This window comes from Rhodococcus sp. GA1 (assembly GCF_024321955.1).
GTDB lineage: Bacteria > Actinomycetota > Actinomycetes > Mycobacteriales > Mycobacteriaceae > Rhodococcus > Rhodococcus pyridinivorans.
The window spans coordinates 4,559,982-4,582,926 of sequence record NZ_CP097186.1; the positions used below are offsets into that span (position 1 = coordinate 4,559,982).

Sequence of the window (22,945 nt, forward strand, 5' to 3'; positions counted from 1 at the left end):
GTATCGGGTGGATTCCGTAAGTGACGATCCCGAATCCACCCCTCGTCGGGATCGGATCCTGCTCGGAAATCCCGGCATTGTGGCATGATTCGCCGAAGGCCGGAGCGGTGTCGGAACCTTCGACCGCGAGAATGTAATTCTCTATTTCCTGATCGACTACGTCGAGGGGTGATCGCATGTCCAGCTCGACGGGTGTGCCGGAGCGGTTCGACGATCGAGAATGACAAGAATGCTTGACATGAAATGACAAGCAGAGTTTACTTTTGGTGTGACCGACACACCGAGGAGCAACCGGGTCCGCGAATTCCGCAAGAAAGCGGGACTCACCCAGGCCGCGCTCGGCGACGCGGTCGGCGTCAGCAGACAGAGCATCGTCTCGACGGAGAAGGGTGACTACGCGCCCAGCGTGTACCTCGCCCTGCGTCTCGCCCTCAGACTCGACAGCACGGTCGAGGAACTGTTCCCGCTCACCATCTAGGAGCCCTCATGACGGTCTTCGTGAAAACCGCGCGCTTCATCGGCGATCTGGACGACGAATTCTACCGCGACGAACGTCAGCGAGACGTCTGGAACGAAGCATCGGCGGTGGGATTCCAGTTGTCCCTGTGGATCGCGCTGGTGGCGGCGGCGCTGCTCCCGTGGCTCGCCGGCCGGCCCGGGGCGTGGACGGCACTGGGCATCCTCGTGGCCTGGTTCGTCGTGTCGATCGTGACCCAGTTGTACGCGCGCCAACGCGACGTCGACCTGTACGCCACCGCGAAACTGTGGCGACCCCGCAGTGCCGCCGCCGCCGCGCTCTATCTCGTCGGCGTCGCCGGCATCTTCCTCCGCCTGCGTTACGAGAGCCATCCTTTCGAGAACGACGCCGCGACCTGGGCGGGGCGGGTCGTCGGCGCGGCGGTCGTCATCGTCCTCGCAGGACTGGTTCTCGCCTGGAGTCGGCGACGCACCCAGCGCCGGCTCGACGCGGAGGAAGCGCTCGACGCGCTCGAGGACTAACGCGCGCGGACGAGTGCTGCGACCGGCTGGGAGTCGAGCAGACCGGCGACCCGCACCCGACCGGTGAAGGAGCGTCCGGTCAGGGCATCCGACCAGTCGCCGTCCGGCAGGTCGACGGTCGTGTCCTTCCACCCCGAACGCGACAGCGCCACGGTGCGGCGGGAGGCCACCGCGAGGACATCGAGGTCGTCCGGCGCCGGACCGCGGCCGAACGCGAGCAGGTGCTCGGCGGCCGGGCCGGTGGCGAGGACCGGAACGTACGCCCCGCCGACGAAGCTCGCGGGTCGTTCGCGGCGCAACCGGAGCGCGGTGCGCACGATCGTGAACTTCGCCGGCGCCGAATCAGGGGCGTCGAGCAGCCGCCGTCGGACGTCGAACTCCACCGGCCGCCGGTTGTCCGGATCGACGAGCGAGTCGTCCCACAGTTCGGTGCCCTGATAGACGTCGGGGACGCCGGGGCCGAGCAGTTGCAACAGTTTCTGGCCGCACGAGACGGCCGCGACGTGCGGTTCGATCTCGGTCACGAAAGCGGTGAGCTCACCCGCGACCGGTCCGTCGATCACCGCGTCCAGCCAGTTGCCCACCGCGGTCTCGAATTCCTCGTCGACCTCGGTCCACGTGGTGCGGGTTCCGTTCTCGCGCAGCGCCTTCTGCGCGTACGCATGTACCCGTTCGCGCAGCTCGTCGGTCACCACTCCGTCGAGCGGCCAGACTCCGAACAGGGTCTGCCACAGGAACAGTCCGATCGCCGGATCCGGTGCGGGCGCCGACTCGTTCCACTGCCCGAGCCGACGGGACCACACGTCGGCGACCTGCGAGAGCACACCGATCCGCGCCCGGACGTCCTCGCTGCGTTTGGTGTCGTGGGTCGACAGGGTGGTCATCGCCCGCGGCCAGTGCCGTGCCCGCTGGGTCCACGCGAGGTGGAACTCGGCCGGGGTGGCCGAGAAACGGCCGGGTTGCCCGCCCACCTCCTGCAGCGAGATCAGCCGCGCCGCCCGATAGAACAGGCAGTCCTCGACCGCCTTGGCCGTCGCGGCACCGCACACCTGGCCGAAGCGGGACGCGGCCTCACCGCCGAGGGCCATCGCCCGGGCGAACACCGCGAGCGCAGGATCGAGCGCGGGTTGCGTCCGCGCGAGGTCGCCGACGATACGCGGCACCAGGGTCGCGAGCGGCGCGTAGTCGGCGCGGTAGACGGGAAGCTGTGCGGCGACGGCCATCACGGCCTCGCGCAGGGACGCGTCATCGCAGCCGGTGTCGCCGGTCTCGCGTCGGATCGCCCGCACGAGGCGGCGCACCTCCGGGGCGAGCCCGCTGCCGAGCACCGATCGTTTGAGGTCGTGTTCGCGGGCGTGCAGCCACGGCGCGTCGCCTTCGGCGCCGGTGAACCTGCGCGACAGGGCGTTCAGCTCCGACTCGCCGGACGGATCGACGAACACCGTCGACAGTTCGCCGAGTGCGTCGTAGCCGGTGGTGCCGTCCACCGGCAGCGTCGCATCCAGCGGTTCGGCATCGCCGAGGATCTTCTCGATCACGAGCCACCGCTCGGGGCCGATCACCTCGCGCAAGCGCGCGAGATAACCGGACGGATCGGCGAGACCGTCCGGATGGTCGACGCGGATCCCGTCGACCAGATCGTCGGCGATCCACGAGGCGACCTGCTCGTGCGTCGCGTCGAACACCGCGGGATCCTCCACCCGCACCGCGGCGAGATCGTCGACGGTGAAGAAGCGGCGGTATCCGATCAACCCCGAGTTCCACGCCACGAGCCGGTAGGCCTGCCGCGCGTGGACCTCCTCACCGGTGCCCTCGTCGGTCCCGGGAGCGATCGGGAATCGCTTGTCGTAGTAGGCGAGCATCGGCTCGTCGCCGGAGCGGTCGACGGTCAGCTCCTGCACCGCGTCGTCCGATCCGAGCACCGGCAGAGCGATCCGACCGTCCACACCGTTGTCACCAGCGAGGTCGAGATCGAAGAACGACGCGTAGCGCGATCCGGAGCCGTGCTTCAGGACGTCCCACCACCACGCGTTCTGACGTGGGTCGGCCACCCCGACATGGTTGGGGACGATGTCGACGACCAGCCCCATGCCCCGTGCGCGTGCCTCCCGCGACAACCGTTCCAGACCCTCGCGTCCCCCGAGCGACTCGGAGACCGTGCCGGGATCGACCACGTCGTATCCGTGGGTGGACCCGATCGTCGCGCTGAGGACGGGGGAGAGGTAGACGTGCGAGACACCCAGGGCGTCGAGGTAGTCGAGCAGGGCGACGGCGTCGGCGAAGGTGCACTCGTCGCCGCGCATCTGGAGTCGGTAGGTGGACAACACCGGCGCAGTATTCCCCGCGCCGGCGCCGTTCACACCTGCCGACTCCGTATCGCCGGGGGTCACCGGGTCTTCCGGAGCACCAGAACCGAGCGTGCCTGCACCCGGACCGGCTTACCGGCGACGACCGTCTCCTCGCGCAGACCGTCGGGAACGTCGGTGTCGAGCGCGACCGTCCATTCCTCGGCGTGCGGGCCGTCGGGGGTGACGAACTCGATCGGTTCGTGATGGGCGTTGAAGCACATCAGGAACGAGTCGTCGACGACGCGCTGCCCCCGCTGATCGGGTTCGGGGATGCCCTCGCCGTTGAGGAAGACCGCGAGCGACTTGCCGAAACCGCTGTCCCAGTCCTCTGGCATCATCTCGTCGCCGGCCGGTGTGAGCCACGCGATGTCGCGGGACTGATCACCGCTGCGGATGGGTCGGCCCTCGAAGAACCTGCGACGCCGGAAGACAGGGTGGTCGGTGCGCAGCGCGATCACGTTGCGGGTGAACGCGACCAGGTCGGCGTTGGACTCGGCGAGCGACCAGTCCACCCACGAGAGTTCGTTGTCCTGGCAGTACACGTTGTTGTTGCCCTGCTGGGTGCGACCGAACTCGTCGCCGTGGGCGAGCATCGGCGTGCCCTGCGACAGGATCAGCGTCGCGAGCATGTTGCGCTGCTGGCGCCCGCGCAGCGCGAGGACCTCGGGATCGTCCGTGGGGCCTTCCACACCGCAGTTCCACGACCGGTTGTGCGACTCACCGTCGCGATTGCCCTCGCCGTTGGCATCATTGTGTTTCTCGTTGTACGACACCAGATCCGCGAGGGTGAACCCGTCGTGGGCGGTGACGAAGTTGACCGACGCGCCGGGACGGCGGCCGGTGTCCTCGTACAGATCCGACGAGCCGGTCAGGCGCGACGCGAACTCGCCGAGGGTGGCCGGTTCGCCGCGCCAGTAGTCGCGGACCGTGTCGCGGTACTTGCCGTTCCACTCCGTCCACTGACCGGGGAAGTTGCCCACCTGGTAACCGCCCTCACCGATATCCCACGGCTCGGCGATGAGCTTGACCTGCGAGACCACCGGATCCTGCTGGACGAGATCGAAGAAGGCCGACAGCCGGTCGACGTCGTGCAGCTCGCGCGCCAGGGTCGACGCGAGATCGAACCGGAAGCCGTCGACGTGCATCTCGGTCACCCAGTAGCGCAGCGAGTCCATGATCAGCTGCAGGGTGTGCGGGTGACGGGCGTTGAGGCTGTTGCCCGTTCCCGTGTAGTCCATGTAGTAGGCCTTGTCGTCGTCGACGAGGCGGTAGTAGGCGGCGTTGTCGATGCCGCGGAAGCAGATGGTGGGACCGAGATGGTTCCCCTCGGCGGTGTGGTTGTAGACCACGTCGAGGATCACCTCGATGCCCGCCTCGTGGAAGGCCCGCACCATCGCCTTGAACTCGGCGACCACGGCGCTCGGCTTGGTCGACGACGAGTACTCGGCGTGCGGCGCGAAGAACCCGAAGGTGTTGTACCCCCAGTAGTTCCGCAGCCCCTGGTCGAGCAGCACCTGGTCGTGCATGAACTGGTGCACGGGCATCAGTTCGATCGCGGTGACGCCGAGATCGAGGAGATGGTCGATGATCGCCGGGTGCGCGAGACCGGCGTAGGTGCCCCGCATGTGTTCGGGGACGTCCGGATGCGTGGCCGTCATGCCTTTGACGTGGGCCTCGTAGATGACCGTCTCGTTGTAGGGGCGGCGGGGATGACGATCCGTCGCCCAATCGAAGAACGGGTTGATCACCACGGTCGTCATGGTGTGGCCCAGCGAATCCAGGCCGGGAAGCTCCGCGGCGGCGTCCGAGGTCTGCCCCGTCGCGATCGCCTCGGGCTCGGCGTCGTCGGTGGACACGGCGTCGCCGGTGTCGGTGTCCTCGGCGTCGCCGGTGTCGGTGTCCTCGGTGTCGTCCGTGCTCTCGTCCGAGGCGCTGTCGGCCACGGGCTCGGCACCGGGCAGCGGGTACGAGAACAGCGACGGGTCGCCGTCGAACGACCCGTCGAACGCCTTCCCGTACGGGTCGAGGAGCAGCTTGCTCGGATCGCACCGGTGACCGTTCTCCGGATCGAACGGACCGTGCACGCGGTAGCCGTAACGCTGGCCGGGGGAGACCGTCGGAAGGTAGGCGTGCCAGACGTAACCGTCCACCTCCTCGAGCGGGATGCGGGTCTCGGTCCCGTCACGGGAGATCAGGCACAGCTCGACCTTCTCGGCGATCTCGGAGAACAGTGCAAAGTTCGTGCCCGCCCCGTCGTAGGTCGCGCCGAGGGGATAGGGGGATCCCGGCCACACTTCCAGGGGCTCGGGCATCTCGTCGCGGGCGCTCGCTTCGGTGGTCTCCATGCCCGCCAACAGTAGTCTTCCGGCGGTCCCGGCACCGGGTGAGCGCGTCACCACCAGCCGGTGGCGGGACCGAGTTGTCGGCCGAGCTCGGGCGTCAGCGTCCGGACGTAGGTCGTGGTGAGGTGGTTCTCGTCACGATAGATGAGGATATTTCCCTCCACCGCCCGGCACAGATCCTGCCGGCAGAACTTGTCGGACAGGTCGAGCAGCGACACGGTGGGCAGGTGCGCGGATGCGGCGACGGCTGGGTCGATCGGGTCCAGCGCCTCCTCGCGCGGCACCCCGCACGTCTCCGCGGTGCCGCCCCCCGCAAGGCAGTCGGCGGCCCGATAGGCGAGATCGCCGCGGAACAGCCACGGGTTGTCGCGGATCGCCACCACCGGGATGCCGTAGTCGGCGAGCGTCTCCCACAGATCGACGTACCAGAACGGAACGAAGTCGCCCGGCCCTTCGCCTTGGTCCTTGGTGCGCGTCGACGTGGTGAACACGTAGTCGGGCGGATCCGCGCGCAGTTCGGCGAGCACGGCGGTCGACCATGTGTCGCACTCGACCGTCGGGGACTCCTCGACGAGCGGGGCGAGGGGATCGGAGAGCGGGCACCCGACCTTGAGATAGGTGTCGAGGCGGAAACCGTGTTCGATGCCGAGCGCGTCGAGCGCGGCGAGCCAATGCTCTGAGTGCGACCCCCCGACGATCACCATGCGGCGGGTCGCGAGCGGGTCGCCGTAGGTACAGGTCAACGGTGCGCGATTGGTGTGCTGGGCGATGCAGTTGTCGAGCGTCGCGGGAGGCAGGTCGCGATGGGCGACGAGCAGCGGCGGTTGCACCGGTTGCGGCTCGGTGGAGACGGCGGGATCGAACACCGCAGCGCCGGGGTACAGCTCCGTCGGCAGGGCGGCGACGCCCTCGAGGGCCTCCGTCGAACGGTCGACGTGGGTGTGCCAGAGGTTCGCGGCCCCGACGAGGGTGACGGCCAGGACCGTCACGAGACCCACGAGCGCGGTGCGGGACGGCCGAGGGGGTTCGACGCGGCGGATGGGGTCCTCGAACCACCGGGTCGACGCCTCGGCGAGCAGCAGCGACAGGGCGATCACGACGAGCCCGCCCACCAGGCCGACCGACGGGTGCCCGAGCACGATCAGGTAACCGATGAGGATCGGCCAGTGCCACAGGTACAGCGCGTAGGCGATCGCCCCGAGGCGCACCATGGGCGCGGATGCCAGCAGTCGCGCCGACGGCGTGTCGTGCTCGGAGCCGGAGCCGGAGCCGGAGCGGATACCCGCGACGACGAGCGCCATGGCCGCACCGACGGGGACGAGCGCCCACAGCCCGGGGAAGAGGGAGTTGCCGTCGAGGACGAAGCCGCACGCGAGCAGCACCGCGAGTCCGAGCGCACCGAGCACGATCCGCAGCGCGCGCGGAACCCGCAGCCACGGCGACAGGCACATCAGCAGTCCGCCGAGAGTCAGCTCCCAGGCACGGGCGGCGCTGTCGTAGTACAGCCACGACTGCGGCCGGTCGGCGAGCACCGCGTACGCCAGCGACGCCGCGGTGAGGGCGGCCAGCAGCACCGTCAGGGGCAGGCGGACCGGCACCGACATCCGCCGCAACAGCCACGCGAAGCCGAACACCACCACGAGCGCCGCGATGTAGAACTGGCCCTGCACGGCGATCGACCACAGATGCTGGAGCGGGCTGACCATCGGATCCGCGGCCAGATAGTCGCTCGCCGTGCGGGCGAGATACCAGTTCTGGAAGAACAGCAGCGACGCCCCGGTCTGGTCGGCCACCTCGAGCCACTGCGTGAACGGCCGCAGCACCACCGTGGCGGCCGCGACAGCGGTGAGCACGACGACGAGCGGAGGCAGCAGACGCCGGCCGATCCGCCGCAGGACGGGACGCGGATCGAGCGGGGCCGAGGAGTCGGCGGTCCTCAGGAGCGTGCCCACGAAGAAGAAGCCGGAGAGCGCCAGGAAGACGTCGACACCACCGGAGACGCGACCGAACCAGACGTGGAAGATCACCACGAGCGCGATCGCGAGACCGCGCAATCCGTCGATGTCGGCACGACGCGCGGGGCGCCTGCCTGCTGTCCGCGCGCCACTCTCGAGTTCCGGTCCCGAGGTGTGGACGGACATGTGACGGATACCCCCGGTGTCTTACGTGTTCGGCTGTGCTGCGAACCGGGCGACGAACGCACCGGCCGATTGCCGTGAGCGTCGTTCACGGCAACTCGGGCAGACTACGCGGCTGCGGGCGGCGACCTCCAACCGCCTACAGTCTGGGCGTGGGCAACTCTCCTCTCCCGGTCGAGCGGATCCGCACCCTCGACGCTCGGCACCTCTGGCACCCCTACGGCGCGTTTCCGGCGACCACCGAATCGTTGGTGGTCGACCGTGCCCACGGTACCCGGATCGTCCTCGCCGACGGTCGTGAGCTGGTCGACGGCATGAGTTCGTGGTGGGCCGCGGTGCACGGATACGGGCATCCCGTCCTCGACGCGGCCGTCCGCGATCAGCTCGACCGGATGAGCCACGTGATGTTCGGCGGCCTCACCCACGAGCCCGCCGCGCGGCTCGCGGAACTGCTCGTCGACATCACCCCCGCCGGTCTCGACACCGTCTTCCTCGCCGACTCGGGCTCGGTGTCGGTGGAGGTGGCCGTGAAGATGGCGGTGCAGTACCAGCGTGCCGTCGGCAGACCGGGACGGCGTCGCCTGCTCACCTGGCGCGGCGGCTACCACGGCGACACCTTCGCCCCGATGAGCGTGTGCGATCCGGAGGGCGGCATGCACGCACTGTGGACCGACATGCTCGCGCGGCAGGTCTTCGCCCCCGCCCCGCCGGCCCGTTTCGATCCCGACTACGTCGCGCACTTCGAGGCGGTCCTGCTCGAGCACGTCGACGAGCTCGCCGCGATCGTGGTCGAGCCGGTCGTCCAGGGCGCCGGCGGCATGCGCTTCCACGACCCGCGGTATCTGCGCGAGCTGCGCAGGATGTGCGACGAGCACGGACTGGTACTGATCTTCGACGAGATCGCGACCGGTTTCGGGCGCACAGGCGAACTCTTCGCCGCCGACCACGCGCAAGTGAGCCCGGACGTGATGTGCGTGGGCAAGGCACTCACCGGCGGATACATGACCCTCGCAGCGACATTGTGCACGCGGGCCGTCGCCGAAGCGATCAGCGCGGGGGAGGGTGGCGGTGTGATGCACGGCCCGACCTTCATGGGCAACCCGCTCGCGTGCGCCGTCGCCGTCGCGGCGGTCGAACTGCTGCTCTCCCGCGACTGGCGGGCCGAGGTGGCGGCGGTGAACGCGGGACTGACGGAGGGACTCGCGCCGGCACGCGAGTTGCCGGGGGTCGCGGACGTCCGCGTCCTCGGAGGCATCGGCGTGATCGAACTCACCGATCCGGTGGACATGCGCGCGACGACCGACGCCGCCGTGGCGGCCGGGGTGTGGCTGCGGCCGTTCCGCAATCTCGTCTACGCGATGCCGCCCTACATCTGCTCGGCCGACGATCTCGCGGCGATCACCTCGGGGATGATCGCCGCCGTCAGCGCGAATGCTCGGTGACCGAAGGGGTCAGCGGACGGCGGTGAGGAACCCCGCGATCGCGTCGGCCACCGGCGTCGGGGTGGTGACCTGCGCGAAGTACTCGTGCCCCGCGAACTCGACCAGCCGGGTGTCGGGCATGACGCGCAGGGCTTCGGTGGCCACGAGGTGGTGCTGTGCGGTCCGCGAGCCCTGCAGGAAGAGGGTCGGGGTCGTGACCGAGGCGTACCTCGTGACGTCCGGCCCGTGACCGTCGATGTAGGAGTGCCCGACGAGCGAGGCGTCCGGTCCGGCGGCGTCGAGGACCGCGGCGATGTCGGCGATCTCGGTGTCGATCGAGTACGCGTCGGCGTCGCCGCTGAGGCCGCGCCCGCGCCGGTCCACGAGATGGACGGTGAAGCGGTCCGCCAGGGCGGATGCCATACGCGACCATTCGTCCCCGGTCGCGATGCTGCTGTGCACGACGACGAGACCCGGACCCTGCCCGAGCTTGCGGAATCCGATCGTCGTTCCGTCCCGGGATTCGATGTGGACGACCACCTCCCATGCCGTTCGTCGGGGTCTGCCGAACCGTCCGAGCCTACGACCCGAGCCGACCGACGTGACGACTTGAACGGTGTTCAAGTATGGTCACCGCTCATGACCGCACATCCCGCCCTGGCGTGGCTCGACGACACCGCAGCGGCGCGACGCGCAGCGGGCCTGCACCGCGACCCCGTCGTCCGAACCCCCGGCTCGACCGTCGTCGACCTCGCCTCCAACGACTATCTCGGCCTGACCCGCCATCCCGAGGTCCTCGCGGGAGCGACCGCTGCCCTGCGGCGGTGGGGAGCCGGCGCCACCGGATCGCGGCTGGTCACCGGCACCACCGCCGAACACGAACTCCTCGAACGCGAACTCGCCGACTTCGTCGGGGCCGACAGCGGCCTGGTGTTCTCGAGCGGATACGCCGCGAACCTCGGTGCCGTCGCCGCCCTCGGTGGCAAGGACGCACTGATCGTCTCCGACGCCGGCGGTCACGCCTCGCTCGTCGATGCGTGCCGGCTGTCCCGCTCGAGGATCGTCGTCACCCCGCACAACGACGTCGATGCAGTCGTGCACGCCCTCGCGACCCGCACCGAGGCCCGCGCGCTCGTCCTGACCGACTCGGTGTTCAGCACCGACGGCGACCTTGCGCCGCTGCGGGCACTGCATCGCGTCTGCCGAGCGCACGGCGCGTTGCTCCTCGTCGACGAGGCCCACGGAGTGGGAGTCCGCGGCGCGGGGGGCCGCGGACTCGTCCACGAAGTGGGCCTCGCCGGCGAGCCCGATGTGGTCGTCACCGCGACGCTGTCGAAATCCCTTGCCTCCCAGGGCGGAGCCGTCCTCGCCGACGGGCGTGTGCGGGAACATCTCGTGGACACCGCGCGCACCTTCATCTTCGACACCGGACTCGCCCCGGCCGCCGTCGGTGCCGCCCGGGGTGCGCTGAAGGTGCTGCGCACCGAACCCGCCCGTGCCGCTGCCGTGCTCGAGCAGGCCGCGCACCTGGCTCGTCTCACGGGCGTCGAGGCGCCGCTGTCCGCCGTGGTGTCGGTGATCCTCGGCGACCCGCACGTTGCCGCCGACGCCGCGGCGCGGTGCCGCGACCGCGGCGTGCACGTCGGCTGCTTCCGGCCACCCTCGGTTCCGGCCGGTACCTCGCGGCTGCGCCTGACGGCACGCGCGAACCTCACCGACGACGAACGCGCCCTCGTCGACGAGGTGCTCACCGACGTCCTCGCGGGCGCCCGGGCGTGAGCATCCTCGTCGTCACCGGCACGTCGACCGATGTGGGCAAGACCGTCGCGACCGCGGCACTCGCCGCGAACGCCGTGGCCGCGGGACTGCGGGTCGCGGTGTGCAAACCCGCCCAGACGGGCGTGACGGACGACGGGCCGGGCGACCTGCAGGAGATCCGGCGACTGGCCGGGGACCGTGTCCGGCTCGTCGAACTCGCGCGGTATCCCGATCCGCTCGCACCGGATACCGCCGCGCGGCGCAGCGGACGCCCGATGCTCACCCTCGAGGAGATCGTCGACACCGTCCGGATTCTCGACACCGAGTACGACCTCACCCTGGTCGAGGGGGCGGGAGGTCTGCTCGTACGGCTCGGCGCGGGCGGTTTCACCCTCGCTGACGTCGCGGCCGCGCTCGGAGCGCCGGCGGTGATCGTCGCCGCCGCGGGACTGGGCACGCTCAACCACACCGCGCTCACCGTGGCCGCGCTCCGCTCTTCAGGGGTGGAGTGTCCGGGAGTGATCATCGGATCCTGGCCTACTGCACCGGATCTGGCGGAGCGGTGCAACCTCGACGACCTCCCCGACGTCACAGGCGTCCCCGTCGTGGGCAGGATCCCGGCCGGCAGCGGCGCCCTCGACGCCCGCGTCTTCGCCACCCGTGCCTCTCGGTGGTCGGATCTGCCGCTCCCGACGAAACGGCGTGCGGGCGGATCTTCCGCTTTACTGTGATGGATGCCACATTGCAACTGGCCTGTTCCCATCGTGTCGGCCGGCGCGACATGCCGATACCCGCTACGGAAGGGACATGTCGACCGCTCGGCCCGGAGGTACGGATGTCCATCAGCGAATTGCAGGAACTTCAGCGCACCGCCGCCCACCTGCGCCAATGCCTCGGATCCCTACGATCGCGCTACGGGGACGCAGCCCCGGTGAAGAGGCTGTCGAACGACGTCGAACGTCTCGACATCGACATACGCGACTTCGCCGAACATCCTCCGCGCGAGGTCGTCAACAGCCTCGGTCAACGCATCCCGATTCCCGATACGCCGTACGACGACTCGTTGTTCCGCGGAACGGATACGGACGACGAAGGTCTCGGCGGGCTGCACGGCTCGCGGTGAGCACCTCCGAGGCGACGCCGGCGGCGCGCGGTGAGCCGGCCACCGGCGTCCGATCCGAGGGCCGCGCACGGATCACCGCGCGGACGCTGCGGACCGACCGCTGGTGGCAGACACCCGCACTCACCGTCCTCGGTCTCGGTGTGTTCGTGGTGTATGCGACGATCCGTTCGTTCGTGCGCAGCGCCTACTACGTCGAGGACTACCACTACCTCACGCCGTTCTACTCGCCGTGCGTGAGCGCGTCCTGCGTGGACGGCGCCCGCCATTTCGGCACGTGGGTCGGCGAACTCCCGATGTGGATCCCGCTCGCCTTCCTGTCGTTGCCGTTCCTCCTCGGCTTCCGGCTGACCTGCTACTACTACCGCAAGGCCTACTACCGATCGTTCTGGTTGTCGCCGCCCGCGTGTGCGGTCGCCGAACCGCACCGGCACTACACCGGGGAGACGCGGTTCCCGCTGATCCTGCAGAACTCGCACCGCTACTTCTTCTACGCCGGCTTCGTGGTGTCGCTGATCAACACCTACGACGTCGTCCTGTCCTTCCGCGGTCCGAGCGGGTTCGGTATCGGACTCGGCAACCTGATCCTGCTGATCAACGTCGTGCTGCTCTGGGGCTACACGTTGTCATGCCACTCTTGCCGGCACGTCACCGGAGGCCGGCTGCGGCACTTCTCGAAACACCCCGTGCGCTACCGGATCTGGACGTTCGTCACGAAACTCAACACCAGGCACATGCAGTTCGCGTGGATCACGCTGGCAACCCTGATCCTCACGGACTTCTACATCATGCTCGTGGCGAGCGACACCATCGCCGATCTGCGGTTCATCGGCTGACGCGCACGGCACGACACCGGCCGCACCGGAGGAGGGGGAACACGGATGGTGGATGTCGAACGGCACAAGGTCGACGTCGTCGTGATCGGAGCAGGCGGCGCCGGGCTACGCGCGGTGATCGAGACGCGGCAACGCGGCTTCTCCGTCGCCGTGGTGTGCAAGTCGCTGTTCGGCAAGGCCCACACCGTGATGGCCGAGGGCGGATGTGCCGCCGCGATGGGCAATGCCAACCCCCGCGACTCCTGGCAGGTGCACTTCCAGGACACGATGCGCGGCGGCAAGTTCCTCAACAACTGGCGGATGGCCGAACTGCACGCCCGCGAGGCCCCCGACCGCGTGTGGGAGCTGGAGACCTACGGAGCGCTGTTCGACCGCACCCCCGACGGACGGATCAGCCAGCGCAACTTCGGCGGCCACACCTATCCGCGACTCGCCCACGTCGGCGACCGCACCGGACTCGAACTCATCCGCACGATGCAGCAGAAGATCGTGTCGCTGCAGCAGGAGGACCACGCCGAGCACGGCGACTACGAGGCCCGGGTGCGGGTCCTCGCCGAATGCACCATCACCGAATTGCTGAAGGACGACGAGGGACGCATCGCCGGTGCGTTCGGATACTGGCGCGAGACCGGGCGTTTCGTGTTGTTCGAGGCGCCCGCGGTCGTCATCGCCACCGGTGGTATCGGCAAGTCGTGGAAGGTCACGTCGAACTCGTGGGAGTACACGGGCGACGGTCACGCCCTCGCCCTGCGTGCCGGCGCCACCCTGATCAACATGGAGTTCGTCCAGTTCCACCCGACAGGGATGATCTGGCCGCCGAGCGTGAAGGGCATCCTCGTCACCGAGGGTGTGCGAGGCGACGGCGGAGTGCTGAAGAACTCCGAGGGGGAGCGGTTCATGTTCTCCTATATCCCGCCGGTGTTCAAAGGCCAGTACGCGGAGACCGAGGAAGAGGCCGACCGCTGGTACGAGGACCAGGAGAACAATCGCCGCACGCCCGACCTGCTCCCGCGCGACGAGGTCGCCCGCGCCATCAACTCCGAGGTCAAGGACGGCCGGGGGACTCCGCACGGCGGAGTCTTCCTCGACATCGCCTCGCGGATGCCGGCCGACGAGATCATGCGCCGCCTGCCGTCGATGCATCACCAGTTCAAGGAACTCGCCGACGTCGACATCACCGCCGAGGCCATGGAGGTCGGCCCGACCTGCCACTACGTGATGGGCGGCATCGAGGTCGACCCCGACACCGCCGCTGCGGCAGTCCCGGGGCTGTTCGCCGCCGGGGAATGTTCCGGTGGCATGCACGGATCGAACCGGCTGGGCGGGAATTCGCTGTCCGATCTGCTGGTCTTCGGTCGCCGGGCAGGTCTCGGCGCCGCCGACTACGTGCAGAGCCTCACCTCGCGGCCGATCGTCGGCGACGCCGACATCGACGCCGCCGCCCGTGCGGCGCTCTCGCCCTTCGATCCGGCCGACACCGATCGCGCCGAGAACCCGTACACCCTGCACACCGACCTGCAGCAGGTCATGCAGGATCTCGTGGGCATCATCCGGCGCGCGGACGAGATCGAACGTGCCCTGCGCGAACTCGACACCCTGCGCACACGGATCCGCAACGTCGCGGTGGAGGGCCACCGCCAGTTCAACCCGGGCTGGCATCTCGCCCTGGACCTGCGGAACATGCTCCTCGTGTGCGAGTGCGTCGCGCGGGCCGCGTTGCAGCGCACCGAGAGCCGCGGGGGACATACCCGCGACGACCACCCGTCGATGGACTCCGAATGGCGTCGCACTCTGCTCGCCTGTCGCCTGGACGGCGGCGACCCGTTCGTCCCCGACGTGACGGTCACCGCCGAACGGCAGCAACCGATGCGTCCCGACCTGCTGGAGCTGTTCGACATCGACGAACTCGGGAAGTACTACACCGACGAGGAACTCGCGGATCATCCCGGACGGAGGGGTTGAGATGGGATACCAGGCGGCGTTCAGGATCTGGCGGGGCGACGCCGACGGCGGGGAACTGCGGGACTACACCGTCGAGGTCAACGAAGGGGAGGTCGTCCTCGACATCCTGCACCGTCTGCAGGCCACCCAGGCACCGGATCTCGCCGTGCGCTGGAACTGCAAGGCGGGCAAGTGCGGATCGTGTTCGGCGGAAGTCGACGGTCGCCCGCGCCTGACGTGCATGACCCGCATGTCGCTGTTCGATCCCGACGCGACGATCACCGTGACCCCGATGCGCACCTTCCCGATCATCCGAGATCTCGTCACCGATGTCTCGTTCAACTACCGCAAGGCACGCGAGATACCGGCTTTCGCGCCGCCTCCTGATCTGGCGCCGGGGGGGGTACCGGATGCAGCAGGTCGACGTGCAGCGCTCCCAGGAGTTCCGCAAGTGCATCGAATGCTATCTGTGCCAGAACGTCTGCCATGTGGTGCGCGACCACGAGGAGAACAAGGAGGTCTTCGCCGGTCCCCGCTATCTCATGCGCATCGCGGAACTCGAGATGCACCCGCTCGACGTCGCCGACCGGCGCGACGTCGCGCAGGACGAGCACGGCCTGGGTATGTGCAACATCACCAAGTGCTGCACCGAGGTGTGCCCGGAGAACATCCACATCACCGACAACGCGCTGATCCCGATGAAGGAACGCGTCGCCGGCCGCCGCTACGACCCGATCGTGTGGCTCGGCAACAAGCTGTTCCGGCGCTGAGCAGGGAGCAGGGACCGGGCCGGACGCAGGGACCGGCTCAGTTCACGCGTTCGGCGACCAGCGGAACCAGCTCGTCGAGCGCGAACGGCACCGACAGCACCGAGTTCGTCGAGAACGCCGCGGAGATGTCGGAATCGCTGTCGAGCACGAGGAACCGGCCGTCGCGCACCGCCGGGATCTGCTGGAAGACCGGATTGTCGGTCACCTCGGCGGCCGGCACGTAGATCGGCAGCACGATCAGCAGGTCGGAGTCGAGCATGTCCAGGTTCTCGTCGGAGACGGTGATGAAGAAATCGTCCGTCGCCGCGGCCTGCACCTGCGGATTGTTCACGAAGCCGAGCTCGGTCATGAAGTCGACGCGCGAGTCGCCGACGACGTAGGCGCCCCACCCCTCCGACGTGTAGGAGGCGACGGTGACGGTCTTGCCCGCGAACTCGGGATTGTCGGCGGCGGCCTGTTCGAAGTCCGCATCGATCTGCGACAGCAGTTCGGCACCCTTGTCCGGGACACCGAGCGCCGCTGCCACGGTGGTCACCTGGTCGTCGAGCGACGTGAGGTAGGCGTCGCTGCCTTCCGGGCCGGCGACGGTCGGGGCGATCCCCGACAGCGTCTCGTAGCGGGCCGGTTCACCGGAACTCTTGGTGTCGAGGATCAGATCGGGCTCCTGCGCCGCGAGCATCTCGAAGGACGGCTCGATCGTGCCGATGAGCTCCGGCGGCGAGTCGTACAGCCCCTGCGCCCACGGCCCCACGCCGTCGCCGCCGAAGGCGAGCCAGTCGCTCGCCGCCACCGGCTGAACGCCGAGTGCCAGTGCAGTTTCGGCGTCGCCCCAGCCCAGAGCCGCGACGCGTTCGGGGGCGGACTCGATGGTGACCTCCCCGAACTTCGTGTCGACCGTGACGGGGAAGGCGCCGTCGGCCGGTGCCGAACCGGAGTCGGACTCCGTGTCGGACGATCCACACGCGGTCAGCGCGATCGCGGTGGCCGTGAACAGAGCGGCGGAACGGAGCAACGCAGCGGATCGGCGTGTCATGACGGGCCTCGAGTCTGTCGAACAACAAGTGAGGCGATCCTAACCCGGCGGGGTGACCGAAGGTGAAAACCCGCCGGAAACCGCGCAGGGCAGCCGCTCGAGCGCGCACTATGTGTCCGTGACCCCACCTGACGACGGTCGGCCGGCACGGGCGAAACCGGTGCTGGCCTCCTTGATCCTCGTCGCCGCCGTGGCGAACTTGAACCTCGCCGTCGCGAACGTGGCACTGCCCGACATCGGGAAGGCGTTCGACGCGAGCCAGACCCAGCTCAACCTCGTCGCAGTCGGCTATTCCGTCGGTCTCGCCGCGTCCGTGCTCTACCTCGGTGCCGTCGGCGACCGTTACGGACGCAAGACGATGCTGCTGCTCGGCATGGCGTTGTCGGTTCCCGCATCGGCGGTCGCCGGGTTCGCGCCGAACACCGAGGTGCTGTTCGCGGCGCGGGTGCTCGGCGGTGTCTCCGCCGGTCTGGCGTTCCCCACCACCTTGGCCCTGATCACTGCACTGTGGTCGGGCGCAGCCCGCACGCGCGCGATCGCGTTGTGGTCGTCGATCGGTGGTGGCCTGACCGCGCTCGGCCCGCTCGTCGCCGGCACCCTGCTCGAACAGTTCTTCTGGGGTTCGGTCTTCCTGGTGACGATTCCGCTCGCGCTGATCGCTTTCGCCCTGACCTGGATGTTCGTGCCCAGCCACGTCAATGAGTCGACCGATCCGGTCGATCATCTCGGCGGTGTGGTCTCGATCGTCTTGGTCGGCTCGCTCGTCCTCGGCATCAACTTCGTGCCCGTCGACGGGATGGAGACCATCGCGGTGTCCGCTCTCGTGATCGCTCTCGTCGCGGTGATCCTCTTCGTCATGCGCCAGCTGCGCGCGGCGAATCCTCTGTTCGACCTGCGGGTCGCCCGGCGTCGCGTGTTCTGGGTCGCGGCCGTCGCGGGCATCATCGTGTTCGGCACCCTGATGGGCACGATGTACATCAGTCAGCAGTACCTGCAGAACGTGCTCGGCTACTCGACTCTCGCAGCTGGATCGGCGGCGCTGCCCGCCGCTTTCGTGATGGTGCTGGTGGCGCCGCAGTCGGCGAAACTCGTCGGGTCGCGCGGCTCCCGCTTCACGCTGCTGTCCGGTTACGTGGCGATCGTGGCCGGACTCGTCGTCGCACTGATGCTCTGGGACGAGGACGCGCACTACTGGGTGATCGCCCTCGGATACATGTGCCTCGGAGCCGGTGTCGGTCTCGCCGGTACCCCGGCCTCGCATTCGCTCACCGGCTCGGTGCCGGTCGCCCGTGCCGGGATGGCCTCCGGCACGGCCGATCTGCAACGCGATCTCGGTGGCGCGATCGTCCAGTCGATCCTCGGCGCCCTGCTCACCGCCGGATACTCGGCCTCCCTCGCCGCGACGATCGCGGCGAGTCCTCAGGCCACGGCCGTCGACGAGCAGACCGAGACCGCACTGGAGAAGTCGTTCGCGGGTGCCGTCGGGATCGCCGAGCACTATCCGCAGTACGCGCAGCAGATCATCGAGGCCGCGCGGTCGGCCTTCCTCGACGGCGACACCCGCGCCTACACGGCCGCGATCGCGATCGTGCTGGTCGGAGCGGCGCTGGTGGCCCTTGCGTTCCCCTCACGCTCGGCCGAGATCGCGCTGCTCGAACGGTACGCCGAGGAGGACGGTGACGCGGCGGTCGACTCGTCGGAAAAACCGGCCCACTGAACCCGGATCCTCACGCAGTCCGGGTCGGTCAGGCGGTCAGAACGACTGCGACCAGCGTCCGACGTCACCCCGCTCGAGCGCGACGGCGAGCAGTTCCGGGAAACGGTCGGGCGTGCACGCGAAGGCAGGAACTCCGAGTTCGGCGAGTGCCGCCGCGTTGTCGCGGTCGAAGGACGGCGCCCCGTCGTCGGACAGAGCCAGCAACACCACGACCTGCACACCCGCGGCGAGCATCTCCCGGATGCGCGAGAGCATCTCGGCGCGGATGCCGCCCTCGTACAGATCCGAGATGAGCACGAACAGCGAATCGGCCGGGCGCGTGATCAGCGACCTGCCGTAGGCGATCGCCCGATTGATGTCGGTGCCGCCGCCGAGCTGGGTGCCGAACAGCACGTCCACCGGGTCGGCGAGCTTGTCGGTCAGGTCCACCACCGCGGTGTCGAAGACGACCAACGAGGTGCGCAGTGCCCGCATCGACGCCAGGACCGCCGCGAACACCGACGCGTACACCACGCTCGACGCCATCGACCCGGACTGGTCCACCGCGAGCACCACGTCGCGTTTCACCGCCTGGGAGCGGCGCCCGTAGCCCACCAGCTTCTCGGGCACCACCGTGCGATGCTCCGGCAGGTAGTGGGCCAGGTTCGCGCGGATCGTGCGATCCCAGTCGATGTCGCGGAGTTTCGGGTTCGACGTCCGCGACGACCGGTCGAGCGCACCCGTGACGGCGGCACGGGTGTGCTGCGCGATGCGAGCCTCGATCTCGCGCACGACCTTCTCGACGACCGTCCGTGCCGTCGCCTTGGTGGTCTCCGGCATCACGCGGTTCAGGCTCAGCAACGTGCCCACGAGATGCACGTCCGGTTCGACGGCCTCGAGCATCTCGGGTTCGAGGAGCAGCCGGGTCAACCCGAGCCGATCCACCGCGTCGCGCTGCATCACCTGGACGACGGATGTCGGGAAGTAGGTGCGGATGTCGCCGAGCCAGCGCGCCACCCGGGGCGCGGACGCGCCGAGACCTGCGGTGCGCGGTGCGGTGCCGTCGCCGGGCGCGGTGTCGTACAGCGCGGCGAGCGCGGCGTCCATGGCGTTGTCGTCGGCCGAGGACAGGGAGCCCGTCGAGTCCTCGGCGGCCTCGCCGAGTGCGAGCCGCCAGCGGCGCAGACGTTCGGTGTCTCCGGATTCGGTTGTCATGCCGACACTCCCAGGATCGACGCGGTGGCGGTCAAAGCGATCCGGCCGCGATCCACGGCGGGCGGTGCCTCCGTGCGGCGGGTGCGTTCGCCCCGCACCGTCTGCCCGAGCAGGCGTCGCTCACCGAAGGCGAACGACCCGAAGGTGCGCCGGAGGACGGGCAGGACGTCGACGAAATCGTCGTCGGTGAGACCGCTGATCCACTCGTCGACGAGATCGAACAGTGCGCTGTCGTGGACGAGCAGGAGTCCGCCCCCGCCGAGGAACCCGTCGATCCAGCGCGCCTTCGCGGGTGCCGATGACCCCACCGACAACGCTCGCGCGACCCGCACGGACGCCTCGTACTCGCCGAGTCGGCCGGTGTCGCGCAGCATCCGGGTGGTGCGGCCGACGAGCAGACCGTCGATGTCGTCACGCTCGCTCACCGACGTCAGTGTGTCGAGCCATCGGACGGTCGCGGTCGGGTCCTCACGCAGCGCGAGAGCGAGATGCACGTCGTCGATCGCGGTGCGCAGTGCATCGGCGGCGTCGTGGTCGAGACCGGTGACCGCCGCCGGGAGACCGGCGCACACACGCGCGAGCAGGGCGTCGCAGACATGTTCCAGGGAGGACAGATCGGTGCCCCGCACATCGCCGTAACGGACGGTGCGCACGAGGGTCGGCAGGGCGCTCATCAGATGCAGCACATCGTGATCGAGTGCAGCCGCCGCGTCGATCGCCGTCACCAGCGACGGGATCGTGGTCCGCAGGTCGGCGAGCAACGCCCGTTCGAGCAGTTCGGTGAGGTCGGCGAGCGCGATCCCGGAACGAGTGGCACGGTCGGCCACCGTGGCGCCCGCTGCGGATTCCACCGTCGTGCCCCACCGCGACGCCTCGACGATCGCCACCGACAACTCCGGTTCCCACCGCAGCGTCCAGGTCTCGCGGAAGGTGCCGGTCGAGCGCACCTCGCTCTCCGCCGGTCTACCCCAGTCGATACCGAGCAGCGCCAGGCGGTGCAGCAGTCGCGACCGGGCGACGTCGATCTCTCGGCGCAGGTCCAGATCGAGATGCCTGGCTTCGGCGGACCGCTTGAGACGCAACGACTTCGCATTCCGCTGCAGGTCGGTGTCGAGCGGGACGGTGGGGGTGTCCTCGGAGACGGAACCGAGTGCCTCACCGACGACGAGCCGGCGGGAGACGAGACCGAGCAGGACGTCGTCGCCGTCGCACAGCACCGACCGCGTCGCCTCGACGACCTCGTCGAGTCCGGCCACCGCGCGACCGCGCAACGCCGCGAGCGTGTCAGCGAGACGTGTCGCCTCGATGATGTGGGCGCTCGAGACGGGTAGATCCTCCTCGCGCAGGACACGGGCCACGCGGGTGAACCAGCGTGCGGTCGTGTCCGCGGGCTGTGTGAACAGGTGGTGGTACCAGCCGGGTGAGGTGATGCCGGCGCCGTAGCCCGACGACAGCGACAACCGGGAGTGGCTCCACGGCACCCACGTGAGGGTGGTCTTGACCTTGGGCATGCCCTTGAGCAGGCGCGCGTCGGGCGCTGCCGGTCCGAGCCGGCCGGTCAGCGCGGGTGCGTGCATCGCTCCGCACACCACGGCGATCGCGCGGGCCCCGGCCTTGACCGTCGCGCGCAGCACCTGCCGCATGTGCGCCTCGCGTCGCGCGGTGTGGTCGTCGATCCCGACGTCCTCGCGCAGCGCGCGCATCGCGTCCGTGATCTCGTCGAAGGCCTGTGCGGTGCCGTGCTCTACCACCGCGTCCCACCACTGCTCGAAGTCGGAGTATCCGCCGGCGCGGGCGAGTATGCCGAGCAGGTTGTCGGTGGCGCGGTCGCCGACCTCGCGCTCCGCGCCGAGCGACATCGACGCCGGAAGGTCGCAGAACCGCACGTCGGCATCGTGCAGGTACGCCCAGCGCAGGGCCTGCCATTCGGGGGAGAAGGCCGCGAACGGCCAGAACGCCGCCCGCGCCGGTTCGTCGCGTGCGTAGGCCAGCAATGCCACCGGCGGCACCATGTCGTCGGCCACGGTGAGCGGGAGCACCGGATCGGCGTCCGACGGACCCTCGATGAGGACGGTGTCGGGTTCGAACTCCGCGAGTGCCTGCAGGACCGCACGCGCCGAACCCGGCCCGTGGTGCCGGATCCCGAAGACCCGGATCTCCGCGGGCGCATCCGCGCGGTCGAAGAGAGCGTCGGTCACCCGGTGATCTCCCGGCACGCCCGGTAGAAGTCGGTCCAGTCGCCGCGTTCTCGGACGACGGCCTCGAGATATTCGTTCCAGACCACCCGATCGGAGACAGGGTCCTTGACCACCGACCCCAGGATTCCGGCCGCAACGTCGGAGGGCCGAAGCACCCCGTCACCGAAGTGCGCCGACAACGCCAGGCCGCCCGTGACTACCGAGATCGCCTCGGCGGTGGACAGCGTGCCCGACGGGGACTTCAGCTTGGTCCGGCCGTCGGTGGTGACGCCGCTGCGCAACTCCCGGAATACCGTGACGACGCGGCGGATCTCCTCCGCGGCCGCAGGCACGGTGGGCAGTTCGAGTGCGGCGCCGAGTTGTTCGACGCGGCGGGTGACGATCGCGACCTCGTCCTCCTCGCTCGCCGGCAACGGCAACACGACGGTGTTGAACCGTCGACGCAGCGCGGACGACAGGTCGTTGACCCCGCGGTCGCGATCGTTGGCGGTGGCGATGACGTTGAACCCCTTCGTCGCCTGTACCTCGATGCCGAGTTCGGGGACGGGAAGCGTCTTCTCCGACAGGACGGTGATCAGCGCGTCCTGCACGTCAGCGGGGATGCGGGTGAGTTCCTCGATCCGTGCCACGGCGCCGTCGCGCATCGCGGTCATGACCGGGGAGGCGACCAGCGCGTCGGCGCTCGGCCCTTCGGCGAGCAACCGCGCGTAGTTCCAGCCGTACCGCACCGACTCCTCGGTCGTACCCGCCGTTCCCTGCACGAGCCGGGTCGACGAACCGCTGATCGCGGCGGCGAGATGCTCCGACACCCAGGTCTTCGCGGTACCCGGCACACCGAGCAGCAACAGTGCCCGGTCGGTCGCCAGGGTCGCCACGGCAACCTCGATCAACCGGCGCGGACCGACGTACTTCGGGGTGATCACGGTGCCGTCGGGCAGTTCGCCGCCGAGCAGATAGGTCACCACCGCCCACGGGGACAGTTGCCACGACGGCGGTCGCGGCCGGTCGTCGAGTCGCGCGAGCGCCGCGAGTTCGTGCGCGTACTGCTGCTCGGCGTGTGGGCGCAGCAGGTCGGTGCCGGACCCGGCGGTCTCGGACGTGCCCGTCTCGGGCATCGCGGCCTCGTCGGT

Annotated in this window: 17 protein-coding genes and 1 pseudogene; 10 read left to right on the plus strand and 8 right to left on the minus strand. The window is 69.3% G+C overall.

Going from position 1 to position 22,945, the window contains the following annotated elements; genetic code table 11:
• The first annotated feature begins 268 nt into the window (after window positions 1-268).
• Together M3330_RS21290 and M3330_RS21295 are read left to right on the plus strand one after the other, a co-directional pair.
• A complete protein-coding gene (locus M3330_RS21290; protein ID WP_071935177.1) occupies window positions 269-478 on the plus strand; it encodes a helix-turn-helix transcriptional regulator in 210 nt (69 codons plus the stop codon).
• 8 nt (window positions 479-486) lie between these two features.
• Entirely contained in the window at window positions 487-999 is a 513-nt protein-coding gene (locus M3330_RS21295) for a DUF2029 domain-containing protein (protein WP_006554110.1), read from the plus strand.
• Here M3330_RS21295 and treY read toward each other — a convergent pair.
• From treY to M3330_RS21310, 3 genes are all read right to left on the minus strand, one after another.
• Window positions 996-3,302 (minus strand): malto-oligosyltrehalose synthase, encoded by a 2,307-nt coding sequence (treY, locus tag M3330_RS21300; protein WP_255028973.1) that lies wholly within the window; start codon window positions 3,300-3,302, stop codon window positions 996-998. The two genes, M3330_RS21295 and treY, sit on opposite strands and share 4 nt — an antisense overlap.
• Window positions 3,303-3,385: 83 nt before the next feature.
• Window positions 3,386-5,692, minus strand: a complete 2,307-nt coding sequence (gene glgX, locus M3330_RS21305; protein ID WP_255026244.1) for a glycogen debranching protein GlgX — start codon at window positions 5,690-5,692, stop codon at window positions 3,386-3,388.
• Between the two features lie 47 nt (window positions 5,693-5,739).
• Window positions 5,740-7,830 carry an acyltransferase family protein gene (locus tag M3330_RS21310; protein WP_255026245.1) on the minus strand — a complete coding sequence of 697 codons (2,091 nt, stop codon included), beginning with the start codon at window positions 7,828-7,830 and terminating at the stop codon, window positions 5,740-5,742.
• A gap of 149 nt (window positions 7,831-7,979) precedes the next feature.
• Between M3330_RS21310 and M3330_RS21315 the strand changes: the two genes are divergently transcribed.
• Entirely contained in the window at window positions 7,980-9,269 is a 1,290-nt protein-coding gene (locus tag M3330_RS21315; protein WP_071935173.1) for an adenosylmethionine--8-amino-7-oxononanoate transaminase, read from the plus strand.
• Window positions 9,270-9,278: 9 nt separating this feature from the next.
• On the opposite strand, the gene M3330_RS21320 is transcribed toward M3330_RS21315, so the two are convergent.
• Window positions 9,279-9,788 carry an alpha/beta fold hydrolase gene (locus tag M3330_RS21320; RefSeq protein ID WP_071935172.1) on the minus strand — a complete coding sequence of 170 codons (510 nt, stop codon included), beginning with the start codon at window positions 9,786-9,788 and terminating at the stop codon, window positions 9,279-9,281.
• Window positions 9,789-9,887: 99 nt separating this feature from the next.
• Between M3330_RS21320 and M3330_RS21325 the strand changes: the two genes are divergently transcribed.
• The 6 genes and pseudogenes from M3330_RS21325 (at window position 9,888) to M3330_RS21350 (ending at window position 15,673) form a co-directional block, all read left to right on the plus strand.
• Window positions 9,888-11,027, plus strand: a complete 1,140-nt coding sequence (locus M3330_RS21325) for an 8-amino-7-oxononanoate synthase (protein ID WP_071935171.1) — start codon at window positions 9,888-9,890, stop codon at window positions 11,025-11,027.
• On the plus strand, window positions 11,024-11,737 hold the full coding sequence (gene bioD, locus M3330_RS21330; protein WP_255026246.1) for a dethiobiotin synthase: 714 nt from the start codon (window positions 11,024-11,026) through the stop codon (window positions 11,735-11,737). Before M3330_RS21325 ends, bioD begins: the two co-directional genes overlap by 4 nt.
• 104 nt (window positions 11,738-11,841) lie before the next feature.
• Window positions 11,842-12,129, plus strand: a complete 288-nt coding sequence (locus tag M3330_RS21335; protein WP_024101240.1) for a hypothetical protein — start codon at window positions 11,842-11,844, stop codon at window positions 12,127-12,129.
• Window positions 12,126-12,962 carry a hypothetical protein gene (locus M3330_RS21340; RefSeq protein WP_071935169.1) on the plus strand — a complete coding sequence of 279 codons (837 nt, stop codon included), beginning with the start codon at window positions 12,126-12,128 and terminating at the stop codon, window positions 12,960-12,962. The genes M3330_RS21335 and M3330_RS21340 overlap by 4 nt, the downstream gene beginning before the upstream one ends.
• A 45-nt stretch (window positions 12,963-13,007) precedes the next feature.
• Window positions 13,008-14,924, plus strand: a complete 1,917-nt coding sequence (locus tag M3330_RS21345; protein ID WP_071935168.1) for a fumarate reductase/succinate dehydrogenase flavoprotein subunit — start codon at window positions 13,008-13,010, stop codon at window positions 14,922-14,924.
• Window position 14,925: 1 nt separating this feature from the next.
• Window positions 14,926-15,673: pseudogene (locus M3330_RS21350) on the plus strand (succinate dehydrogenase/fumarate reductase iron-sulfur subunit).
• Window positions 15,674-15,710: 37 nt separating this feature from the next.
• Here the strand turns inward: M3330_RS21350 and M3330_RS21355 are convergent.
• On the minus strand, window positions 15,711-16,706 hold the full coding sequence (locus M3330_RS21355; RefSeq protein ID WP_071935166.1) for an iron-siderophore ABC transporter substrate-binding protein: 996 nt from the start codon (window positions 16,704-16,706) through the stop codon (window positions 15,711-15,713).
• A gap of 112 nt (window positions 16,707-16,818) precedes the next feature.
• On the opposite strand from M3330_RS21355, the gene M3330_RS21360 reads away from it, so the two are divergent.
• Window positions 16,819-18,423, plus strand: coding sequence for an MFS transporter (locus M3330_RS21360; protein WP_198040658.1), 1,605 nt, complete (start codon window positions 16,819-16,821; stop codon window positions 18,421-18,423).
• A 36-nt stretch (window positions 18,424-18,459) separates the two neighbouring features.
• Here the strand turns inward: M3330_RS21360 and M3330_RS21365 are convergent, their stop codons facing one another.
• Genes M3330_RS21365 through M3330_RS21375 form a run of 3 tightly spaced genes read right to left on the minus strand, consistent with a single transcriptional unit; the run spans window position 18,460 to window position 22,930 of the window.
• The gene (locus M3330_RS21365) at window positions 18,460-19,617 is read right to left on the minus strand and encodes a VWA domain-containing protein (RefSeq protein WP_071935165.1); all 1,158 of its coding nucleotides are present in this window, start codon (window positions 19,615-19,617) and stop codon (window positions 18,460-18,462) included.
• Window positions 19,614-21,815, minus strand: a complete 2,202-nt coding sequence (locus M3330_RS21370; protein ID WP_033097628.1) for a DUF5682 family protein — start codon at window positions 21,813-21,815, stop codon at window positions 19,614-19,616. The genes M3330_RS21365 and M3330_RS21370 overlap by 4 nt, the downstream gene beginning before the upstream one ends.
• On the minus strand, window positions 21,812-22,930 hold the full coding sequence (locus tag M3330_RS21375) for an AAA family ATPase (protein ID WP_255028976.1): 1,119 nt from the start codon (window positions 22,928-22,930) through the stop codon (window positions 21,812-21,814). The genes M3330_RS21370 and M3330_RS21375 overlap by 4 nt, the downstream gene beginning before the upstream one ends.
• Between the last annotated feature and the right edge of the window lie 15 nt (window positions 22,931-22,945).

Coding starts and splice junctions, on each gene's coding strand:
- M3330_RS21295 (WP_006554110.1), top strand. CDS start 487: ATGACGGTCTTCGTGAAAACCGCGCGCTTCATCGGCGATCTGGACGAC.
- treY (WP_255028973.1), bottom strand. CDS start 3,302: ATGCGCGGCGACGAGTGCACCTTCGCCGACGCCGTCGCCCTGCTCGAC.
- glgX (WP_255026244.1), bottom strand. CDS start 5,692: ATGGAGACCACCGAAGCGAGCGCCCGCGACGAGATGCCCGAGCCCCTG.
- M3330_RS21310 (WP_255026245.1), bottom strand. CDS start 7,830: ATGTCCGTCCACACCTCGGGACCGGAACTCGAGAGTGGCGCGCGGACA.
- M3330_RS21325 (WP_071935171.1), top strand. CDS start 9,888: ATGACCGCACATCCCGCCCTGGCGTGGCTCGACGACACCGCAGCGGCG.
- M3330_RS21335 (WP_024101240.1), top strand. CDS start 11,842: ATGTCCATCAGCGAATTGCAGGAACTTCAGCGCACCGCCGCCCACCTG.
- M3330_RS21345 (WP_071935168.1), top strand. CDS start 13,008: ATGGTGGATGTCGAACGGCACAAGGTCGACGTCGTCGTGATCGGAGCA.
- M3330_RS21355 (WP_071935166.1), bottom strand. CDS start 16,706: ATGACACGCCGATCCGCTGCGTTGCTCCGTTCCGCCGCTCTGTTCACG.
- M3330_RS21365 (WP_071935165.1), bottom strand. CDS start 19,617: ATGACAACCGAATCCGGAGACACCGAACGTCTGCGCCGCTGGCGGCTC.
- M3330_RS21375 (WP_255028976.1), bottom strand. CDS start 22,930: ATGCCCGAGACGGGCACGTCCGAGACCGCCGGGTCCGGCACCGACCTG.